Below are 15,587 nucleotides of genomic sequence, written 5' to 3'. Positions count from 1 at the left end.
GCAACCTCCAGCCAAGCCGTCAACGCGGGTCAACAGCACTTCATGCTGTCGGCACATCCGCTGATAGACGGTGCACGAGACCATGACGCACATACCAGACCGCCTCGCAGCAGGCCGCCGCGTCCTGGGCCAGCCACCCGGCCAGGTCGCGAAGCCGACGCTCTGCCCTGTCGATCGGCACGATGCCGCGGCCCATTTCCGGCAGGATCAATAGCACGCTGACGGCCGTCTCGCGCTCGAGGTCCCGCCAGTTTGCCAGGAGCGTGCGCAATCGCTCTCGGAGCGAATCATCCGCCGGTTCCTCGACAAGCCAGGCCGCCAACCACCGCTCCCAGCCTTCCAGTACCACCACGCCCTGACGGGGCAGGGACTCACGCCATGCCTCGAGGGCCTTGCCGTCGTAGGCGGAATGCCAGCAGGCCCCGGGGAAGCGCGACCTTACGGCGTCTCGCTTGCCGGCGCAGGCACCGCCGATGAAGAGCTGCATTGCCAGCCTCCTGATGAATTGACGAGCACGAAAAGGCGACCCTGGGCCTGGGTGACATTACCCTCCCAGAAGTCGATGGTCTCGAAGCGCCGGCGCAGTTCGCGGATGACCCCGCCGTGCGACACCACCAGCACGCGACGCTGTCCGCCGCCTTCGGCCGCGGCGAACACCTCGTCCAACCAGTCGCCGAGCCGCTCGCGCAGGGCGAAGGTGGACTCGCCCCCCGGCGTGGGCTGCTCGCCCCGGCTGTCGATCCAGGCGCGGTAGGCGGGATCGTCCTTGAGCTGGTCATAACACAGACCTTCGTAGTCGCCGAAATCGAGCTCGCGCAGGCGGGCATCGACATGCACCTCGGCCATCGGCTCGCGGCCCTCCATGACATGTGCCAGGGTCTGGCGACAACGCGTCAGGTCGCTGCAGTGGATGGCGTCGAAGTGCTGGGTCGCCAGGCAGTCCCACAGACGATCGAGCCCCGCGGTGGCCGCCGGCCAGTGCAGCGCGATGTCACGACGGCCCTGGTAGCGGCGCTCGAGATTCCACGCCGTTACCCCATGACGGACCACCACCAGCTCCAGGCAATCAGCAGCAGGCATAGTTCTCCTCCCTCAATGGCGGCACCGACCATATCGCCGTTGATGCCCTTGAATGTTCGCATCATCAGGCCGCCATAGCCCACCAGGAAGATGAGCAGGCCGGCCACCATCCACAGCCAACCCCACAGCAGACCCGGCGATACTCCAATCGACCAGAGCGCCATCAGCACCAGCGGCAGCGCGGCAAAACCGACATCGCGATGCCTCAGATGCTGTTGCCAGGCCCAGGCCAACCCCTCGCGCCGCGCGCAGGGCGCCACCCCGAGCAGCGCCACCGCACCAAAACGGCCCAGCGCCGGCACGACGACCAGAAGCCAAAGCGGCATGCCGCTATCCAGCAGCGCCCACAGCAGCATGCCTTTCCAGGCGAGCAGGAAGACCAGCGACAGCATGCCGAAGCTGCCGACCTGGGGGTCCTTCATGATCGCCCAACGGCGCTCCAGCGGCGTGTTGCTGCCCAGCGCATCGGCGATGTCCATCAGCCCGTCGAGATGCAGCCCGCCGGTGAGCGCCACCCAGAGACTGAGCAGGACCAGCGCCAGCAGCGGTGCCGGCAAGCCCTGCAGGAGCAACGCGACACCCGCCAGCAGCGCCCCGATCAGCGCGCCGACCAGCGGATAACAGCGCAGCGCCCAGCGGCTCGTCTCGCGGTTCCAGGGACATTCGATGGGCACCGGAAGCCGCGTCAGAAACTGGATCGTCAGCAGCAGTCCATACCCGGCGGCTCTCATGTCCCCTCCCAGGGGTTTTCCCACGCGATTTTTCCCGAGTTCTTCAATGAGGTCTTCCACTCGATCGGGTAGCCGGCGATCACTTCGATCACCCGGTCGGCCTCGCGGGCCAGCTGTCGGTGGCGACGTTGCAGGAAGGCGAGATAATGCCAAACCGCCGGATCGCGGGGCGGCAGGTCCTCGTTGAGATCGTTGGAAACCACGACCAGACCGATAGTCTTCAGCCGGGCCTTGTCGAGCAGGGCCGACAGCATCCGCCCGCCCTCTGCCTCGGGTAACCCGCTGCCATACAGCCACTGGCTGGCCCAGAGCGTCAGGCAGTCGAGCAGCACCGTACTGCCCGCCTCCACGCCGGCCAGCGCCTCGTCGAGCGCCACCGGCGCCTCGAGGGTGATCCAGCCATCGCCGCGCTCCCGGCGGTGACGCGCGATCCGTGCCGCCATTTCCGCGTCCGACGCCATCGCCGTGGCCAGGTAGTAACGTCGCCCGCCGTGCCGGCGATGCCATTCCCGCGCCAGCGTCTCGGCGACCTGACTCTTGCCGGAGCGCGCCCCGCCACTGACGAAGGCGATCATGTCGGGCCTCTCGCACCCAGCACCGCCAGCAGGCGGTCGTTGTCGGCGCGGCTCCTCAACGCCAGGCGCAGCCAGCCACCGTCCAGGCCGGGGAAGTTGCGGGTATGGCGCGTCAGGATGCCCGCCTGCAACCACGCCTCGAAGAGGGCGTCGGTGGTGCTCGGCCCCGCCGCCGGTTGCAGCAGGAAGAAATTGGCTCGGCTCGGCACGACCTTGAGCCCCGCCGCGGCCAGCCCGGCCTGGAGGCGAGGCTGCTCGACCCCGAGCCAGTCACGGGTGCGAGCCCGATAATCATCATCGGCCAGCAGCGGCGCCACCAGCTCGGCGGCGAAGTGATTGACACTCCACGGCATCTGCAGGCTTGCCAGGCGCGACACGCTCGCCGCATCGCCCAGCAGGTAACCGAGGCGCAGACCGGGAACGGCATAGTGTTTGGTCAGGGAGCGCAGCAGCAAAAGGTTAGGGTAGCGCGCCAGGAGGGACGTCAAGCGCTCATCGCCCATCACGAAATCGACGAAGGCCTCGTCCACCACCAGGTGGCAGCCATGCCGCTGCGCCGCGGCCAGCATGGCCTCGACCCGCTCAAACGGCACCAGCGTGCCGGTGGGATTGTTGGGCCGGCAGAGAAACAGCACGTTGCAGCGCGACATGGCCACCCGCGCCGCCGCTTCGTCGAGTTCGAAGCACTCGCCACTGAGCGCGACCTCTTCAATCGCCAGCCGATAATGGCGGCAGGCCCGCGCGTATTCCGTGAAGGTCGGCTCGACGATGGCCGCGCGTCCGCCGGCATGCCGGGCGGCGGCGAGAAAGATCGCTTCAACCCCGCCGTTGGTCAGCAGCACCTGCTCGGGGGTCACTCCCTCGTGCTCGGCAATGGCGCGGCGCGCATCGCCATAGTCAGGATCGGGATAACGGCCAAGCCCCTCGCAGGCCGCGGCCAGCCAGCGACCGAGCCAGGCCGGCGGGCCGAGGGGATTGAGGTTGGCACTGAAATCCGTCACCGCATGATCGGCGGGGAGGCCGAAACGCGCGAGCAGCGGCGCAACCTGCCCGCCATGCTCGGGCCACGCCGCGCCAGGCAACGGCGCGTCCGAACGATGTGCCTCTGAGCGACTCATAACCACGCCTGCCTCGTCAGTACTGCCAGGATCATCAACAGTGTGAAGACTACCCAGCCACCGTGCATCATCAGCACCGCGCGAGGAATATGCGCGACGCCGAGTGGTTCACGCACCACCCCCAGGGTCGGGCGATGCGAGGCAACGCCGGCGTAGGTGCTGGTACCGCCGAGTTGCACGCCGAGCAGCCAGGCCACCATGGCTTCCGGCCAGCCGGCGTTGGGGCTTGGGTGGCCCGGCGCGTCGCGCCAGGTGCCGGCCAGCGCAGCACGTCGGTGCATGCCGGGCATGACCAGCGCGGCGAGCCACAGGCAAAGGGCCGTCAGTCGCGCCGGCAGCCAGTTGACCAGGTCATCGAGCCTGGCGGCGGCAAAACCGAAGTCGGTGTAACGCTTGTTGCGATAGCCGATCATCGAATCCAGGGTATTGACGGCCTTGTAGGCCAGCGCCAGCGGCGCACCGCCGATCAGCGCCCAGAAAAGCGGCGCGGTAATCCCGTCGACGGTGTTCTCGGCCACGGTTTCCACGGTGGCGCGGGCAATCTCGCGCTCCTGCAGGTCGGCCGTATCGCGGCCCACGATCATGCCGAGCGCTCGTCGCGCCGCGGGAAGCTGGCCATGTCGCAAGGGCTCGGTGACGGCGCGCGCGGCCTTGCCCAGTCCCTTGATCGACAGCGTCGTCGACAGCAGCCACAACTCGGCCACCAGGGCCAGCCCGGCGTGCAGTCGAGAGAGCATCAAAAGCCCCGCCCAGGTCACCAGGTAGACACCGATGACCACGCCGACGGTCAGCATCAGGCCATTGCGGCGCCGAATCGACCCCGGGCCGCGATTCCATAGCCGCTCGCCTTGGCTGATCAGCTTGCCGATGGCGACCACCGGATGCGGCACCGCAGGCGGGTCGCCGACGAGCAGATCCACGACGATCGCCCCCAACAGCAGCCAGAGTCCCCAGAGCGTCAAGGGTTCGACGGTCACCATCACCGCGTGTCGCCCGCGGCCACACCGGCGGCGTCGAAGGTTGCCATCTCGGCGAGCATGCGGGTGGCCGCCTGCAGCAGCGGGAAGGCCAGGGCGGCGCCGCTCCCCTCCCCCAGCCGCATCTGGAGATCCAGCAGCGGCGTCGCCGCCAGGGCCGACAGCGCTACCTCATGGCCGGGTTCGCAAGAACGGTGAGCGAAGATCAGATAGTCACGTGTTGCCGGGCAGAGCCGACACGCCAGCAGCGCGGCCACGGTGGCGATGAAGCCATCGACGAGGACCGGACGGCGACGCGCCGCCGAGCCGAGGAAGGCCCCGGCCATGGCGCCGATTTCCAGCCCGCCCAGTTTGGCCAACAACTCCAGGGGATCGTCCGGATCGGCCTGCCTTGCTGCGATGGCGCGTTCAATCACGGCCGTCTTGTGGGCCAGGCGGCTCTCGGCAATGCCGGTTCCCGCGCCGACCAGCGGCCCGACCGCCTCCCCGGCGAGCACCGCCAGCATCGCACTACTCGCGGTGGTGTTGGCGATGCCCATTTCACCGACGATCAGGCAACGACACCCGGCATCGATGGCGCGGTTTGCCGCGCGAACGCCGATGTCGAGTGCCTGGCGTGCCTCGGCGCGACTCATGGCATCCTGCCGGGTGAAGTTGGCGGTGCCGGCCCGGACCTTGTCGACCACCACCCCTTCCCCGGGCAGCTCGGCGGCCACCCCCACGTCGATCACCTCGAGGCGCGCGCCGATCTGGCGGGCGAAGACATTGATCGCCGCCCCACCGGCCACGAAATTGGCCACCATCTGGGCCGTCACGTGCTGGGGAAAGGCCGAAACACCTTCATGCGCTACCCCATGATCGGCGGCGAACACCAGCACCGCGGGCGGCGTCACGTCCGGAAAGGCGTCGCCGGTCATTTCCGCCAGGGCGATGGCCAGCTGTTCCAGTCGGCCCAGGCTCCCTGGCGGCTTGGTCAGGGTGTCGAGGTAGCCGCGCACCCGATCGCCAGCGTCGCGATCGAGGGGGGGAATGGCGTCCGGCGTGAACATCGAGGGGCCTCTTGTGGGCGGGTGAGTGGTAAATCGCTCATGTTAACAGAGTCGCGATGCCGCTCGAATGGCGTTGCCTTACCACTGACATGCGCGGCATTCGTCTCTATGCTGTATATAGATACAGAAAAAAGGACGTACCATGACCTCCTCGCCGCCCAAAGATGTGGCGCGCAAGGGCCGCGGCGCCACCTTTGACCCCCACAACCGCTTCGCCCCGACTACCAGCGAGCCGGTCGACGACGGCTGGTGGCAGGACGCAGCACCAACGAGCCTGGCCACCGAGGTACGCGACGAAGCGAGCAAGAGCGCGCTGTCGTGGAATCGCTCGCCGGACCTGCCCTTCGACCGCTCGCTGAATCCCTATCGTGGCTGCGAGCATGGATGCATCTACTGCTACGCACGCCCCAGCCACGCCTACTGGGACCTGTCGCCGGGGCTCGATTTCGAGACCCGCCTGATCGCGCGTACCGGCCTCGTCGAGCGCCTGTCCGAAGAGCTCTGCAAGCCGGGCTATGTCTGCCGGCCAATCAACCTGTCCGGCAATACCGACTGCTACCAGCCGCTCGAGGCCGAGCGCCGCACCACCCGGGCGATACTCGAATTGCTGCTGGCCTGCCGCCACCCGGTAACGCTGGTGACCAAGAGCGCGCTGATCCTGCGCGACCGCGACTTGCTGGCAGCGATGGCCGAGCGGCGCCTGGTAAGAGCCTTCATCAGCCTGACCAGCCTGGATGCCGAGCTCAAGCGCACTCTCGAGCCGCGTACCGCCTCGCCGCAGGCAAGGCTGCGGGTCATGCGCGAGCTCAGCGCCGATGGCGTGCCGGTCGGGGCGCTGATCTCACCGCTGATTCCCGGCCTCAACGACCATGAGCTGGAACGCCTGCTCGACGCCGCCCAGCGCGCCGGGGCGCAGACCGCCGCCTGGATGCTGCTGCGCCTGCCGCACGAGGTCGCGCCGCTGTTCGAGGACTGGCTGAAAACCTACTACCCCGAGCGTGCCGGCAAGGTGATGAGCCTGATCCGGCAGTGTCGGGGCGGGAAGGATTACGACGCCCGCTTCGGACATCGCATGCGGGGCGAGGGTGTATTCGCCGAACTGCTGGAGCAGCGCTTCCAAAAGGCCAGCAAGCGATTGGGCATGGGCCAGCGCAGCGAGATGGGCCTGGACGTCAGCGCTTTTCGCCCGCCTCACGCCCAGGGCGATCTGTTCCAGTGAGGGGCCGAGCTTTCATACCATGATTTCCTGCTATGCTGGAATATCGTAAGGCCTGGAGTGATGGAACACGCCGGCACGACAACCACAACACCGGCCCGGCATGCGCACAGGACGTCCAGCCCCCTGCATGCCAGAGCCCGCCAGGAGTCCCGCCATGACACGACTACCCCCCGATGCCAAGACCCGCGGCATCCATGAACTCTATGCCGAGGATCCCGAAGCCGCGGATCGCAAGCTCTGGGACCGCGAGGTCGACCCCGTCAGCCGCCGCGGCTTCCTGAAACGCTCCAGCCTGCTTGCCATGGCCGCCGCCGTGGGGGGCTCCATTCCCTTCGCCGACCGCATGCCGGGTGGGCTCATCCCGGCGGCGCTGGCCCAGAGCGACGAGCCCTTCACCCTGGAGGGCAAGGAGGGGCTGACCGTCCTCAACGACAGGCCCATCAACGCCGAGACCCCGGCCCACCTGCTCGACGATGACATCACCCCGGCGAAGCACATGTTCGTTCGCAACAACGGCATCCCGCCGGCGGTGGAGGATATCGACGTCGATGCCTGGCAGCTGGAAATCGGCGGAGAGTCCTGCGAGAACCCGCAGACATTTTCTATCGCCGACCTCAAGGAGCGATTCGAGCATCACACCTACCAGCTCCAGGTGGAGTGCGGCGGCAATGGCCGCAGCGAGTACGTGCCCTCGGCCAGCGGCAACCAGTGGACCACCGGGGCGGTGGCCTGCCCCACCTTTACCGGGGTTCGCCTGCGCGACGTGCTGGAGGCCTGCGGGATCAAGGACGACTCCGTCTACATCGGCTACTACGGGGCCGATGCCCATGCCAGCGGCGATCCCGACAAGGACCCAATCTCTCGTGGTGTGCCCATGGAGAAGGCCCTGGAGGACGAGTCGCTGATCGCCTGGGCCATGAACGGCGAGGATATCCCTTACCTCAATGGCCACCCGCTGCGCGTGGTGTGTGGTGGCTGGCCGGGGTCTGTCTCCGGCAAGTGGCTGCAGCGCATCGTGATCCGCAACCAGAAGCATGACGGCGCCAAGATGGCCCCCCCTTCCTACAGCGTGCCCAAGCATCCGGTGGCGCCGGGCAGCAACGTGCCCAATGAGGACTTCGAGACTATCGAGTCGATGCCGGTGAAGTCGCTGGTCACCTTCCCGAAGTCCGGCATCGACCATGCCCTCGGCGAGGCCATGGAGATTCGCGGCCACGCCTGGGCCGGCGACCTGGCCGTGAAGGAGGTCCACGTCTCCCTCGACTTCGGCACCACTTGGCAGAAGGCCGAGCTGAAGGAACCGCCCAACCGCCTGGCCTGGCAACGCTGGACCACCACGGTGGAGTTCCCCGAGCCCGGCTACTACGAGGTCTGGGCCAAGGCCACCGACGAGGAGGGCCGCGCACAACCCATGGTCGTCCCGGGCTGGAACCCCAAGGGTTATCTCAACAACGCCTGTCACCGCATTGCGGTCCAGGTGGCCTAGGAGGTAACCATGAAGCCTTTACACGCACTCGCCATGCCGACGCTGGGGGCGGCCCTGATGTGCCTCCCCCTGTTGGCGGGGGCCCAGGAGACGGACCCGGATACCGGACTGCTCAAGGCCGAAGGCTGGGAGACGGTGCGCAACAACTGCACCGCCTGCCACTCGGCCAAGCTGGTCACCCAGAACAGCGGTTCGCGCAACCACTGGCAGTACCTGATCCGCTGGATGCAGGACACTCAGGGACTCTGGGAGTTCGAGGACGAGACCGAGGAGGCCATCCTCGACTATCTCGCCGAGTATTACGGACCCAAGGAGGACACCCGACGCCCGGCGCTGCCGCGCACGCTGATGCCGGACAATCCCTACCCCACCGTCACCGATCCTGGCTGACCTACGGCGTGGCGTCCTACGACAGGCTCCTCGCGAGGGGCCTGTTTTCTTCAGCGTCAGACGGAAACCTTGACCTCGTAGCCGGTGTACTTGCGCAGGTTGATCACGCCGCTGTCGAGGATCAGGTACTGGCCCTTGAGGCCGAGCAGGGTCCCCGATATGCGGGGCGTCTTGTCGAGGTTATGCGAGGCCACCTTGGTGGGATATTCGAGTACCGGATAGTCGAAGGCCACCGGCGAGTCATCGAGCACCTGGATCGCGTCGTCACCGAAGCGCTCGCGCAGGTTGGCCAGCCCGCCCTCGAGCCGTGCCAGCAGGCGGTCACGCTCGGCGGCCAGGTCGAGCGCGACGGTATCGCCCTTGAGCATGGCCCGCCAGTTGGTGCGGTCGGACACCTCCTCCTTGAACAGCACTTCGACGAACCCCGATTGCTGCCGGGTCTCCACGCGCAGGATCGGCAATGCCTGCACGGCGCCCTGATCGAGCCAGCGCGTCGGCACCTGGGTCGCGCGCGTGATGCCCACCTTGAGGCCCGAGGCATTGGCCAGGTAGACGACGTGCGGCTGGAAGCAGTGACGCTCGCCCCACGCCGGCTCGCGGCAGGTGCCCGCGAAGAAGTGACAGAGCTCGGGCTTCATGATGCAGGTATCGCACTGCGCGAGTTTCTTGAAGCAGGGGTAACAGTGCCCCTGGGCAAAGCTCTTTTTCGTCGCCCGGCCGCAGTGGGTACAGGCGATGGCACCGGTCCATTCCAGCGACAGCGGCTTGCCGAGCACCGCGTTGAGATCGCGGCGATGCTCGCCGGCCCGCAGGGTATAGCGAGCCGGAGCTCCCGGTTCGATGGCCATCTTGCTCAGGCAACCCTGGAGGAGCGTCACGCTCTCGATCAGCGACACGTCAGTCACCGGCGGCGTCCCGGGCCAGGCCCGTCATCTCCGGCGACACCCCCGCCCCGCTGCTGTCGGCGCCGCAGGTACGGCGTTCGAGATAGCCGACCCGCTCGTGCTCCGGCACCTTGTTCTCGGCTTCGTAACGTATCACCGCTTCGAGACAAAGCGCGGTCTGTTCGGCGCTCAGCATGCGGCCATCCGGCCACTTACGCAGGGAGACCGCCTGTTTGAGGCTTTCGTAGATGGCCGGGGTCATCTGCTGAATCATTCGCTCGAAGGTCATATCGCTCATGGCATCGTTCTCTCAGGAGTGTCGACGGGCTCGGCTCGAATGATACCAGCCCAGCACCAGGCCCACGACCAGCCCGCCCAGGTGGGCCTCGTTCGCCACGTTGCCGAAACCGACCCATGCCGCCAGGTCGGTCATGGCGAACACCAGCCAGCCGAGCATGAGCACCACCAGCATCTGCGGGACGAAGAAGCCACTATGCGGAGCGCGACGCGACATCAGCCAGACATAGGCCAGCAACGCAAAATCGACGCCTGACATCCCGCCGAACAGCACCGTGCCGGTGGCGTACTGGGCCAGGTTGGCGCCGATGCCGGCCACCAGCAGGATCGTCAGCATGCGCAGGCTGCCCTGCAGCCGTTCGACCTGGCGACCGAAATACCATAGCCACATCATGTTGAAGATCAGGTGCATCCAGCCGAAGTGCAGAAAAGCCGGCGAGAGCAGGCGCCATACTTGCCCGGAGCTCATCGCCTCGGACAAGGTGCCGACGGCCAGGCTACCCGTCGGGCTCACCCCCAGCGGCACGATGGCCAGCATGGCGATAACCAGATCACCGAGCACCGCCATCGCCGCGAACACGCCCAGGCAGATAATTAGGGTGGCCGCACTGACCGGCGCCTGGCGCAGTGGCCCCAGCAGGTCCGCGATGCCGTGACGCGTGGGTGGCGGCGTGTCCGGCATGAGCGAGTCGCCGCGCTGCCAGCGATGCAACAGACGCAGCATCGACTCCTGTTGGGAAGGATCGACCAGCCATAGCACCTGGCCATCGGCCTCCTCGGTCACGCGATGGCCGATGCGGTGCGCCCAGAGTGCGCGTCGCAACTCGCGCGCATCGGCATCCGGTGGAAGGACAATCACCCGGTACATGACGACTCCCGCGCTGATCGAGGCAAAAAGTGTCCTCGCTCATCGCCCGCAAGCGAGCGTGCATAAAAAAACCGGCGGAGGGGGCCGCCGGATAAGAGCAAGGAATCATTCAAGGGAACACCTACTCTGATGGCGTCGGCGGGCAGGAGTTCAGTCGCAAGTAACATTATTTGCGTAACGTTTTGTATCAATCGAAATCGATCTCCCATGGCTGTGGTCTCGCCTCCTCCTCTCTCGGCACACTGATCCAGACCAGGTGATCCGCATCGAGTCGACGCTCGCCGCTCCAGCGGTAGGCCACCAGACGGCCGAACTTGACGGCACTGTAGTCCAGACAGGCAATGTTAGACGTCGGCAGGGCCGGCACGCCCTCACACCAATAATGACCAATGAACAGGGGCGGTTGTTCGGGACCATAATAGCTGAGCCTGGCGGATTCCTCGTGCGTCAACTCGCGCTGTTCCAGATCGCCGGGCAGGTTGTCGGGCTGGAAGACGACGTCGCCCCAGGTTTTCGGCTGGCGGGCCCAGAAGTGGGTACGAAAGCTGCGCCGGGTGAAGCCATCGCCGGAGTGAATCTGCACGCCCTCGGGCAGCGGGATATGCATGCCGCGTGTCAGACGGTCGAGAATGCGGTAGGCACGAGTGCCCGGCGTGACCGACTCGACCAGAAAGGCCTTGTCGATGCGGCCATCGGGATGGTCGCGCCGCAGGTCGTCAATCAGCGGCTGGTCCCAGCAGGCATGCACGACGCGCAAGCCATCGCGCTCCAGGCAGAGCGGGATGGTCAGGAACCAGTCCAGGGCCTCTTCCCATTCCTGGGGATGATCACGAAACTGCTCAAGTGTCTCGTTGATGATGCGATTGTGTCGCGGGCTGTGTTCGCGCAGCCAGTCATGGCCATGGCTGGCTGGACCACGGTGACAGTAGGCCAGGGCATTGACTTCGTGGTTGCCCATGACGATCTCGGCCTCACCCTCCTCCACCATCCGCCGCGCAATGCTGACCGCGAGCCGAATCCGGGGGCCGCGGTCGATCAAGTCGCCGAGGAAGATCACCCGCCGACGAGGATGCCGATAGACCCCGCCACGCTGGTGATAGCCCAGCTTCTCGAGCAGCGCCGCCAGGGTGGCGCCGCAGCCGTGCACGTCGCCGATCAGGTCGTAGCCTTCGATCTTCGCGGTTGCTGTCACGTCAGTCCCCCAGGCGGTTGCTCCAGCCCAGCTTGCTGCGCAGGACCTCGTAGAAGTTGTGCCCCAGCGGATGCACCAGCTGAACGCGCTGCGGCTTGCGGCGGATCACCAGTACGTCGTCGGGTTTGGCGACCGCACGCGTCTGACCGTCGCAGCTGATGTGGGGGTAGGTCTGGTTGGTTTCACCGATATGCAGGCGAATCTCACTGGCGGCATCGATGGCGATGGGCCGGCTCGAGAGCGTGTGGGGGAACATCGGCACCAGCGTGATGACCTCAAGCTTGGGGTGCATGATCGGTCCCCCACCGGACAGTGCGTAGGCCGTTGAGCCGGTCGGCGTGGCGATGATCAGGCCATCGCTGCGCTGGCTATAGACGAACTGGCTATCGATGAACAGCTCGAACTCGATCATCCGCACGGCCTTGCCCGGATGCACGACCACCTCGTTGAGCGCATCGCCATCGCCGACCGACTCGCCGTCGCGGAAGAGCTCGGCATCGAGCAGGAAGCGCTCCTCCAGTTCATAGTGCCCGTCCAGCACCTCGCCGACGCGCACTTCGAGCTCATCGGGTGAGATGTCGGTGAGAAAGCCCAGGCGTCCGCGATTCACGCCCAGCACCAGAGTGCCGCTATGGCAGAGCGTACGCGCGGCGCCGAGCAGGCTGCCGTCGCCACCGACCACGATCACCAGATCGCACAGCTCACCAAGCACCCGCCGGCTGGCCTCGGGATGACCGTGATCGAGCAGTACCGTGGCGGTCCTGTCCTCGATGATGACGTGGTAGTCACGCTCATCGAGAAAGCGGATGAGACGCTTCAGGGTCTCGACAACCTTGGCACTGCCCAGGCGGCCGATCAGGCCGATATTCCTGAACCTGGGGTTGTTATGGGGGACATCCATGCGCTGATCTCTCGCGTCGCGACCGCTCATTATGGCGTTTGCCCGGCGGGCGGGCAAACCGGCTCAGGCCGGTTGTGCGGTGCGTCGGCGCTGCCACCAGTCGTTGACCAACAGCGATACCACGATGATCGCCCCACCCAGCGCCAGCCGTGGCAGATCCGCATCGCGATTCCAGATCACCAGATTGACCAGCAGGCCAGCAGGAATCAGCGCGTTGTTCATGATCGCCAGCGTGCCGGCATCCACGCGGGTGGCCCCAAGGTTCCACAGGAAGTAACCCAGCCCCGAGGCCACGAGCCCCAGCCAGGCCAACACGGCCCATTGCATGCCGGTCGTGGGCAGCGCCTCGCCACTTCCCAGCACGGCGAACGCCGGCAGCGCTACCCCGAGCGCGCCGAGGTAGAACCAGGCGAAGATGTTGTGCCGAGGCAGCGAAGCCGGCAATGCAGAGGAGAGCCGCCGATATCCTACCTGCCCCAGCGCGAAGCAGATATTGGCGCCTTGTACGACCAGAAAACCGAGCCAGAACGTATCGCTGACTCCTTGATAGCGGATCACCGCCGCCCCGATGACCGCCAGCGCCGCAGTGACCAGATGGAAGGGCGTAAAGCGGCCGAACAGGGCGTCATCGATCAAGGTGACATAGATTGGCGTGAAGATGGTGAACAGCAGCACCTCCGGTACCGACAGCAGCAGGAAGGATTGATAGAAGAAGATGTACATCACCCCCAGCTGCACGGCGCCCAGCCCCATCAAGGCGAGCCGCAGTCGCCCCGTGAGCAGCGACGGCCGCAGGAAAGGCAGAAACACCAGCGTCGCCAGTACGACCCGGGTGAGTACCGCGAAATAGCTGTCGACCTGCCCGGCCAGATAGACCCCGATCAGCGAAAAGGAAAAGGCCCACAGTGCCGTGACACCGACAAGATAACCCACAGTAAACTCCAATATTTTTCAAAGTTGACCGGCAGTATATCGCTCCGCTTGGTTCATGCAAGACGCTAGCTCTTGAGCAATTCAACCGTGCCTCGGGCAGTGCGCCGGCCGTTACCAGTGAAGCTTTTCCGAGCGGGCCGGGTTATCGCTTTCGGCTTCGGGGCTCAGGGTTTGCAGTAGCGGGTCGGGCTCCTCGGCCAGGTACTCGTCGAGCCGCTCGCGCGCCATGTCACCGAAGAGGATCTCGCAAGCTTCGACAAGGCCCGGCGAATGGCGAATGGTATCTTCCGGCACCACCAGCGAGATCTTGGAGCGACGACGCAGGAAGTCCTCGAGACGCGTGATCATTTCCCGGCGCCGGGCATGGCTAAGCTCGCAGCGCAGGTACTCCGTGCCGGCGATCAGCACCTCGCCCTGCCGAGGGTCCTGGCGGATATCCTCGAGCATCTCCATGGCCTGGGCGCCGTAGCGGCGCCATAGGCGGTCGCTGAGTGGCTCGGACGCCTCGGCCGAGGTCATGGCATCCAGATCCATCAGTCTGGCCTGTTGCATGAAGGCCTCCCTGACGGCCCTGTCGGGCTCGCCGTACCAGCGGAAGTCCGGGAAGGGGACGTCCACCCCGAGCTTGCTCACTTCCTCGACGATCTCCTCCCCGACATTGAGACAATCGGTCAGCTTGCCGCCGAAGATGCTCAGGTGACGGCTCTCGGCATCGATGTCGACCGCATGCTTGCGCGACAACTGCAGGAAATCACGATCGCCGCCCGAGCTGGCCTTGACCGCCAAGGGGCGAACGCCGCAACGAGTAGCGATGATGTCGCTCGTCTGGAGCGGCTTGACGAGGTTCAGGCGCTTGTTGATGTTGTCGAGGACGAAGGCCACATCGTCGTCGGTCACGCCGACTTCGGGCTTCTCGACCCGGGTGTCGGTCGTGCCCACGCAGGTCCTCGGCCCCATGGGGATGACGAAGAACAATCGCCCGTCATCGGCAAAGAAGGCCAATACGCGACCACTCTCGGTCAAGCGCGGCACGATCAGATGGATGCCCTTGGAAAAGACGTGCTGGTAATCGGTCTTCTGCCCGGAAAGACTGTTGTGCTGGTCGACCCAGGGGCCGGCGGCATTGACCATGACGCGCGAGCGTATCGCGAAAGTCTCGCCACTTATGCGGTCTCGTACCTTGGTGACCCAGCGGTCCTGCTCGCGTTGCGCGCCCAGCGATTCCACGTAATTGGCCGCCACTGCGCCGAAATCCAGGGAACTGCGCACGAAGTTGAAGACGAAGCGCGCGTCGTTGTCGTGTAGATAGGCATCGGAATACTCGAAGCCGCCCACGGCGCCATCGATATTGATGATGGCTTCTTCTTCCTTGATCCGCTTGGGTGAGAGGAACTGCGGTATTCGGGTAAAGGCGTTGCCGATGAACCAGTACAGCCAGGCGCCGGCCCAGAGATACAGCGGGTGATAGCGAAACCCGCGGGTGATGGTGGTCAAGAAGCGGATTTCCTGAACCGTCGAGGGATAGCTCTTGATCAGGTGATTTCGGCTCTTGCACAGCTTGCGGACCAGGGCGAAATCGCGGCTTTCCATGTACTTGATGCCACCCCAGACCAGATTCGAGGAATGCATGCTGGTACTGCCGGCGAAATCGCCACGATCGATCAGCGCGACCTTGACGCCCTTGCCGCTGAGCGCTGCCGCCGCCGATGCGCCATTGATCCCGCCCCCGACGATCAGCACATCGAATTCTCGCTCGGCGAGCTGACGAATATTATTCTGGCGAAGTTGCATATGAGGCCCTTCTTCAAACAAGAACCCCGCTCAGCGTGCGCCGAGCGGGGCCATGGTCCCGTTCGGGCAACCGGTCATGTCACTGTCTGGGTCTCC

Annotated in this window: 17 protein-coding genes; 3 read left to right on the top strand and 14 right to left on the bottom strand. The window is 65.7% G+C overall.

What is annotated here, in order from left to right; all coding sequences use genetic code 11:
* Positions 1–40: 40 nt before the first annotated feature.
* The 7 genes from BM341_RS14590 to cobT are packed head-to-tail and all read right to left on the bottom strand — an operon-like array spanning position 41 to position 5,530.
* A complete protein-coding gene (locus BM341_RS14590) occupies positions 41–487 on the bottom strand; it encodes a bifunctional adenosylcobinamide kinase/adenosylcobinamide-phosphate guanylyltransferase (protein ID WP_089796799.1) in 447 nt (148 codons plus the stop codon).
* On the bottom strand, positions 439–1,080 hold the full coding sequence (locus BM341_RS14585; protein WP_089796798.1) for a histidine phosphatase family protein: 642 nt from the start codon (positions 1,078–1,080) through the stop codon (positions 439–441). The genes BM341_RS14590 and BM341_RS14585 overlap by 49 nt, the downstream gene beginning before the upstream one ends.
* Positions 1,032–1,811, bottom strand: a complete 780-nt coding sequence (gene cobS / locus BM341_RS14580) for an adenosylcobinamide-GDP ribazoletransferase (RefSeq protein ID WP_089796797.1) — start codon at positions 1,809–1,811, stop codon at positions 1,032–1,034. Before cobS ends, BM341_RS14585 begins: the two co-directional genes overlap by 49 nt.
* Positions 1,808–2,386: a bifunctional adenosylcobinamide kinase/adenosylcobinamide-phosphate guanylyltransferase gene (locus tag BM341_RS14575; protein ID WP_089796796.1), complete on the bottom strand. Its 579-nt coding sequence runs from the start codon at positions 2,384–2,386 to the stop codon at positions 1,808–1,810. The genes cobS and BM341_RS14575 overlap by 4 nt, the downstream gene beginning before the upstream one ends.
* Entirely contained in the window at positions 2,383–3,504 is a 1,122-nt protein-coding gene (gene cobD / locus BM341_RS14570) for a threonine-phosphate decarboxylase CobD (protein ID WP_089796795.1), read from the bottom strand. Before cobD ends, BM341_RS14575 begins: the two co-directional genes overlap by 4 nt.
* Entirely contained in the window at positions 3,501–4,484 is a 984-nt protein-coding gene (gene cbiB, locus BM341_RS14565) for an adenosylcobinamide-phosphate synthase CbiB (protein ID WP_089796794.1), read from the bottom strand. The genes cobD and cbiB overlap by 4 nt, the downstream gene beginning before the upstream one ends.
* The gene (gene cobT, locus BM341_RS14560) at positions 4,484–5,530 is read right to left on the bottom strand and encodes a nicotinate-nucleotide--dimethylbenzimidazole phosphoribosyltransferase (protein WP_089796793.1); all 1,047 of its coding nucleotides are present in this window, start codon (positions 5,528–5,530) and stop codon (positions 4,484–4,486) included. Before cobT ends, cbiB begins: the two co-directional genes overlap by 1 nt.
* Before the next feature lie 142 nt (positions 5,531–5,672).
* Here cobT and BM341_RS14555 point away from each other — a divergent pair, with 142 nt between their 5' ends.
* From BM341_RS14555 to BM341_RS14545, 3 genes are all read left to right on the top strand, one after another.
* The gene (locus tag BM341_RS14555; RefSeq protein WP_089796792.1) at positions 5,673–6,749 is read left to right on the top strand and encodes a PA0069 family radical SAM protein; all 1,077 of its coding nucleotides are present in this window, start codon (positions 5,673–5,675) and stop codon (positions 6,747–6,749) included.
* Positions 6,750–6,903: 154 nt separating this feature from the next.
* Positions 6,904–8,235 (top strand): sulfite oxidase, encoded by a 1,332-nt coding sequence (locus BM341_RS14550; RefSeq protein WP_217646245.1) that lies wholly within the window; start codon positions 6,904–6,906, stop codon positions 8,233–8,235.
* Between the two features lie 9 nt (positions 8,236–8,244).
* Positions 8,245–8,625, top strand: a complete 381-nt coding sequence (locus BM341_RS14545; RefSeq protein ID WP_217646244.1) for a hypothetical protein — start codon at positions 8,245–8,247, stop codon at positions 8,623–8,625.
* 56 nt (positions 8,626–8,681) lie between these two features.
* On the opposite strand, the gene BM341_RS14540 is transcribed toward BM341_RS14545, so the two are convergent.
* From BM341_RS14540 to BM341_RS14510, 7 genes are all read right to left on the bottom strand, one after another.
* Positions 8,682–9,473, bottom strand: a complete 792-nt coding sequence (locus BM341_RS14540; protein ID WP_089796852.1) for a DUF2797 domain-containing protein — start codon at positions 9,471–9,473, stop codon at positions 8,682–8,684.
* A 49-nt stretch (positions 9,474–9,522) separates the two neighbouring features.
* Positions 9,523–9,807 (bottom strand): YeaC family protein, encoded by a 285-nt coding sequence (locus tag BM341_RS14535; protein ID WP_089796790.1) that lies wholly within the window; start codon positions 9,805–9,807, stop codon positions 9,523–9,525.
* A gap of 12 nt (positions 9,808–9,819) precedes the next feature.
* Positions 9,820–10,674: a rhomboid family intramembrane serine protease gene (locus BM341_RS14530; RefSeq protein ID WP_089796789.1), complete on the bottom strand. Its 855-nt coding sequence runs from the start codon at positions 10,672–10,674 to the stop codon at positions 9,820–9,822.
* 187 nt (positions 10,675–10,861) lie between these two features.
* Positions 10,862–11,848 carry a metallophosphoesterase gene (locus BM341_RS14525; protein WP_089796851.1) on the bottom strand — a complete coding sequence of 329 codons (987 nt, stop codon included), beginning with the start codon at positions 11,846–11,848 and terminating at the stop codon, positions 10,862–10,864.
* A 19-nt stretch (positions 11,849–11,867) separates the two neighbouring features.
* The gene (locus BM341_RS14520) at positions 11,868–12,767 is read right to left on the bottom strand and encodes an NAD(+) kinase (RefSeq protein ID WP_089796788.1); all 900 of its coding nucleotides are present in this window, start codon (positions 12,765–12,767) and stop codon (positions 11,868–11,870) included.
* 63 nt (positions 12,768–12,830) lie between these two features.
* Positions 12,831–13,700 carry a DMT family transporter gene (locus tag BM341_RS14515; RefSeq protein WP_089796787.1) on the bottom strand — a complete coding sequence of 290 codons (870 nt, stop codon included), beginning with the start codon at positions 13,698–13,700 and terminating at the stop codon, positions 12,831–12,833.
* A gap of 111 nt (positions 13,701–13,811) precedes the next feature.
* Positions 13,812–15,491, bottom strand: coding sequence for a glycerol-3-phosphate dehydrogenase/oxidase (locus BM341_RS14510; RefSeq protein ID WP_089796786.1), 1,680 nt, complete (start codon positions 15,489–15,491; stop codon positions 13,812–13,814).
* Between the last annotated feature and the right edge of the window lie 96 nt (positions 15,492–15,587).

This window comes from Halomonas korlensis (genome assembly GCF_900116705.1).
Taxonomy (GTDB): domain Bacteria; phylum Pseudomonadota; class Gammaproteobacteria; order Pseudomonadales; family Halomonadaceae; genus Halomonas; species Halomonas korlensis.
This window is presented reverse-complemented; position numbering and strand designations above follow the sequence as displayed.

What these genes read in the sequence shown, in the direction of transcription:
- BM341_RS14575 (WP_089796796.1), bottom strand. Translation starts at nt 2,386, where the DNA reads ATGATCGCCTTCGTCAGTGGCGGGGCGCGCTCCGGCAAGAGTCAGGTC.
- BM341_RS14550 (WP_217646245.1), top strand. Translation starts at nt 6,904, where the DNA reads ATGACACGACTACCCCCCGATGCCAAGACCCGCGGCATCCATGAACTC.
- BM341_RS14510 (WP_089796786.1), bottom strand. Translation starts at nt 15,491, where the DNA reads ATGCAACTTCGCCAGAATAATATTCGTCAGCTCGCCGAGCGAGAATTC.
- BM341_RS14520 (WP_089796788.1), bottom strand. Translation starts at nt 12,767, where the DNA reads ATGGATGTCCCCCATAACAACCCCAGGTTCAGGAATATCGGCCTGATC.
- BM341_RS14585 (WP_089796798.1), bottom strand. Translation starts at nt 1,080, where the DNA reads ATGCCTGCTGCTGATTGCCTGGAGCTGGTGGTGGTCCGTCATGGGGTA.
- BM341_RS14555 (WP_089796792.1), top strand. Translation starts at nt 5,673, where the DNA reads ATGACCTCCTCGCCGCCCAAAGATGTGGCGCGCAAGGGCCGCGGCGCC.
- BM341_RS14530 (WP_089796789.1), bottom strand. Translation starts at nt 10,674, where the DNA reads ATGTACCGGGTGATTGTCCTTCCACCGGATGCCGATGCGCGCGAGTTG.
- cbiB (WP_089796794.1), bottom strand. Translation starts at nt 4,484, where the DNA reads ATGGTGACCGTCGAACCCTTGACGCTCTGGGGACTCTGGCTGCTGTTG.
- BM341_RS14590 (WP_089796799.1), bottom strand. Translation starts at nt 487, where the DNA reads ATGCAGCTCTTCATCGGCGGTGCCTGCGCCGGCAAGCGAGACGCCGTA.
- cobD (WP_089796795.1), bottom strand. Translation starts at nt 3,504, where the DNA reads ATGAGTCGCTCAGAGGCACATCGTTCGGACGCGCCGTTGCCTGGCGCG.
- BM341_RS14540 (WP_089796852.1), bottom strand. Translation starts at nt 9,473, where the DNA reads ATGGCCATCGAACCGGGAGCTCCGGCTCGCTATACCCTGCGGGCCGGC.
- BM341_RS14545 (WP_217646244.1), top strand. Translation starts at nt 8,245, where the DNA reads ATGAAGCCTTTACACGCACTCGCCATGCCGACGCTGGGGGCGGCCCTG.
- BM341_RS14535 (WP_089796790.1), bottom strand. Translation starts at nt 9,807, where the DNA reads ATGAGCGATATGACCTTCGAGCGAATGATTCAGCAGATGACCCCGGCC.
- cobT (WP_089796793.1), bottom strand. Translation starts at nt 5,530, where the DNA reads ATGTTCACGCCGGACGCCATTCCCCCCCTCGATCGCGACGCTGGCGAT.
- cobS (WP_089796797.1), bottom strand. Translation starts at nt 1,811, where the DNA reads ATGAGAGCCGCCGGGTATGGACTGCTGCTGACGATCCAGTTTCTGACG.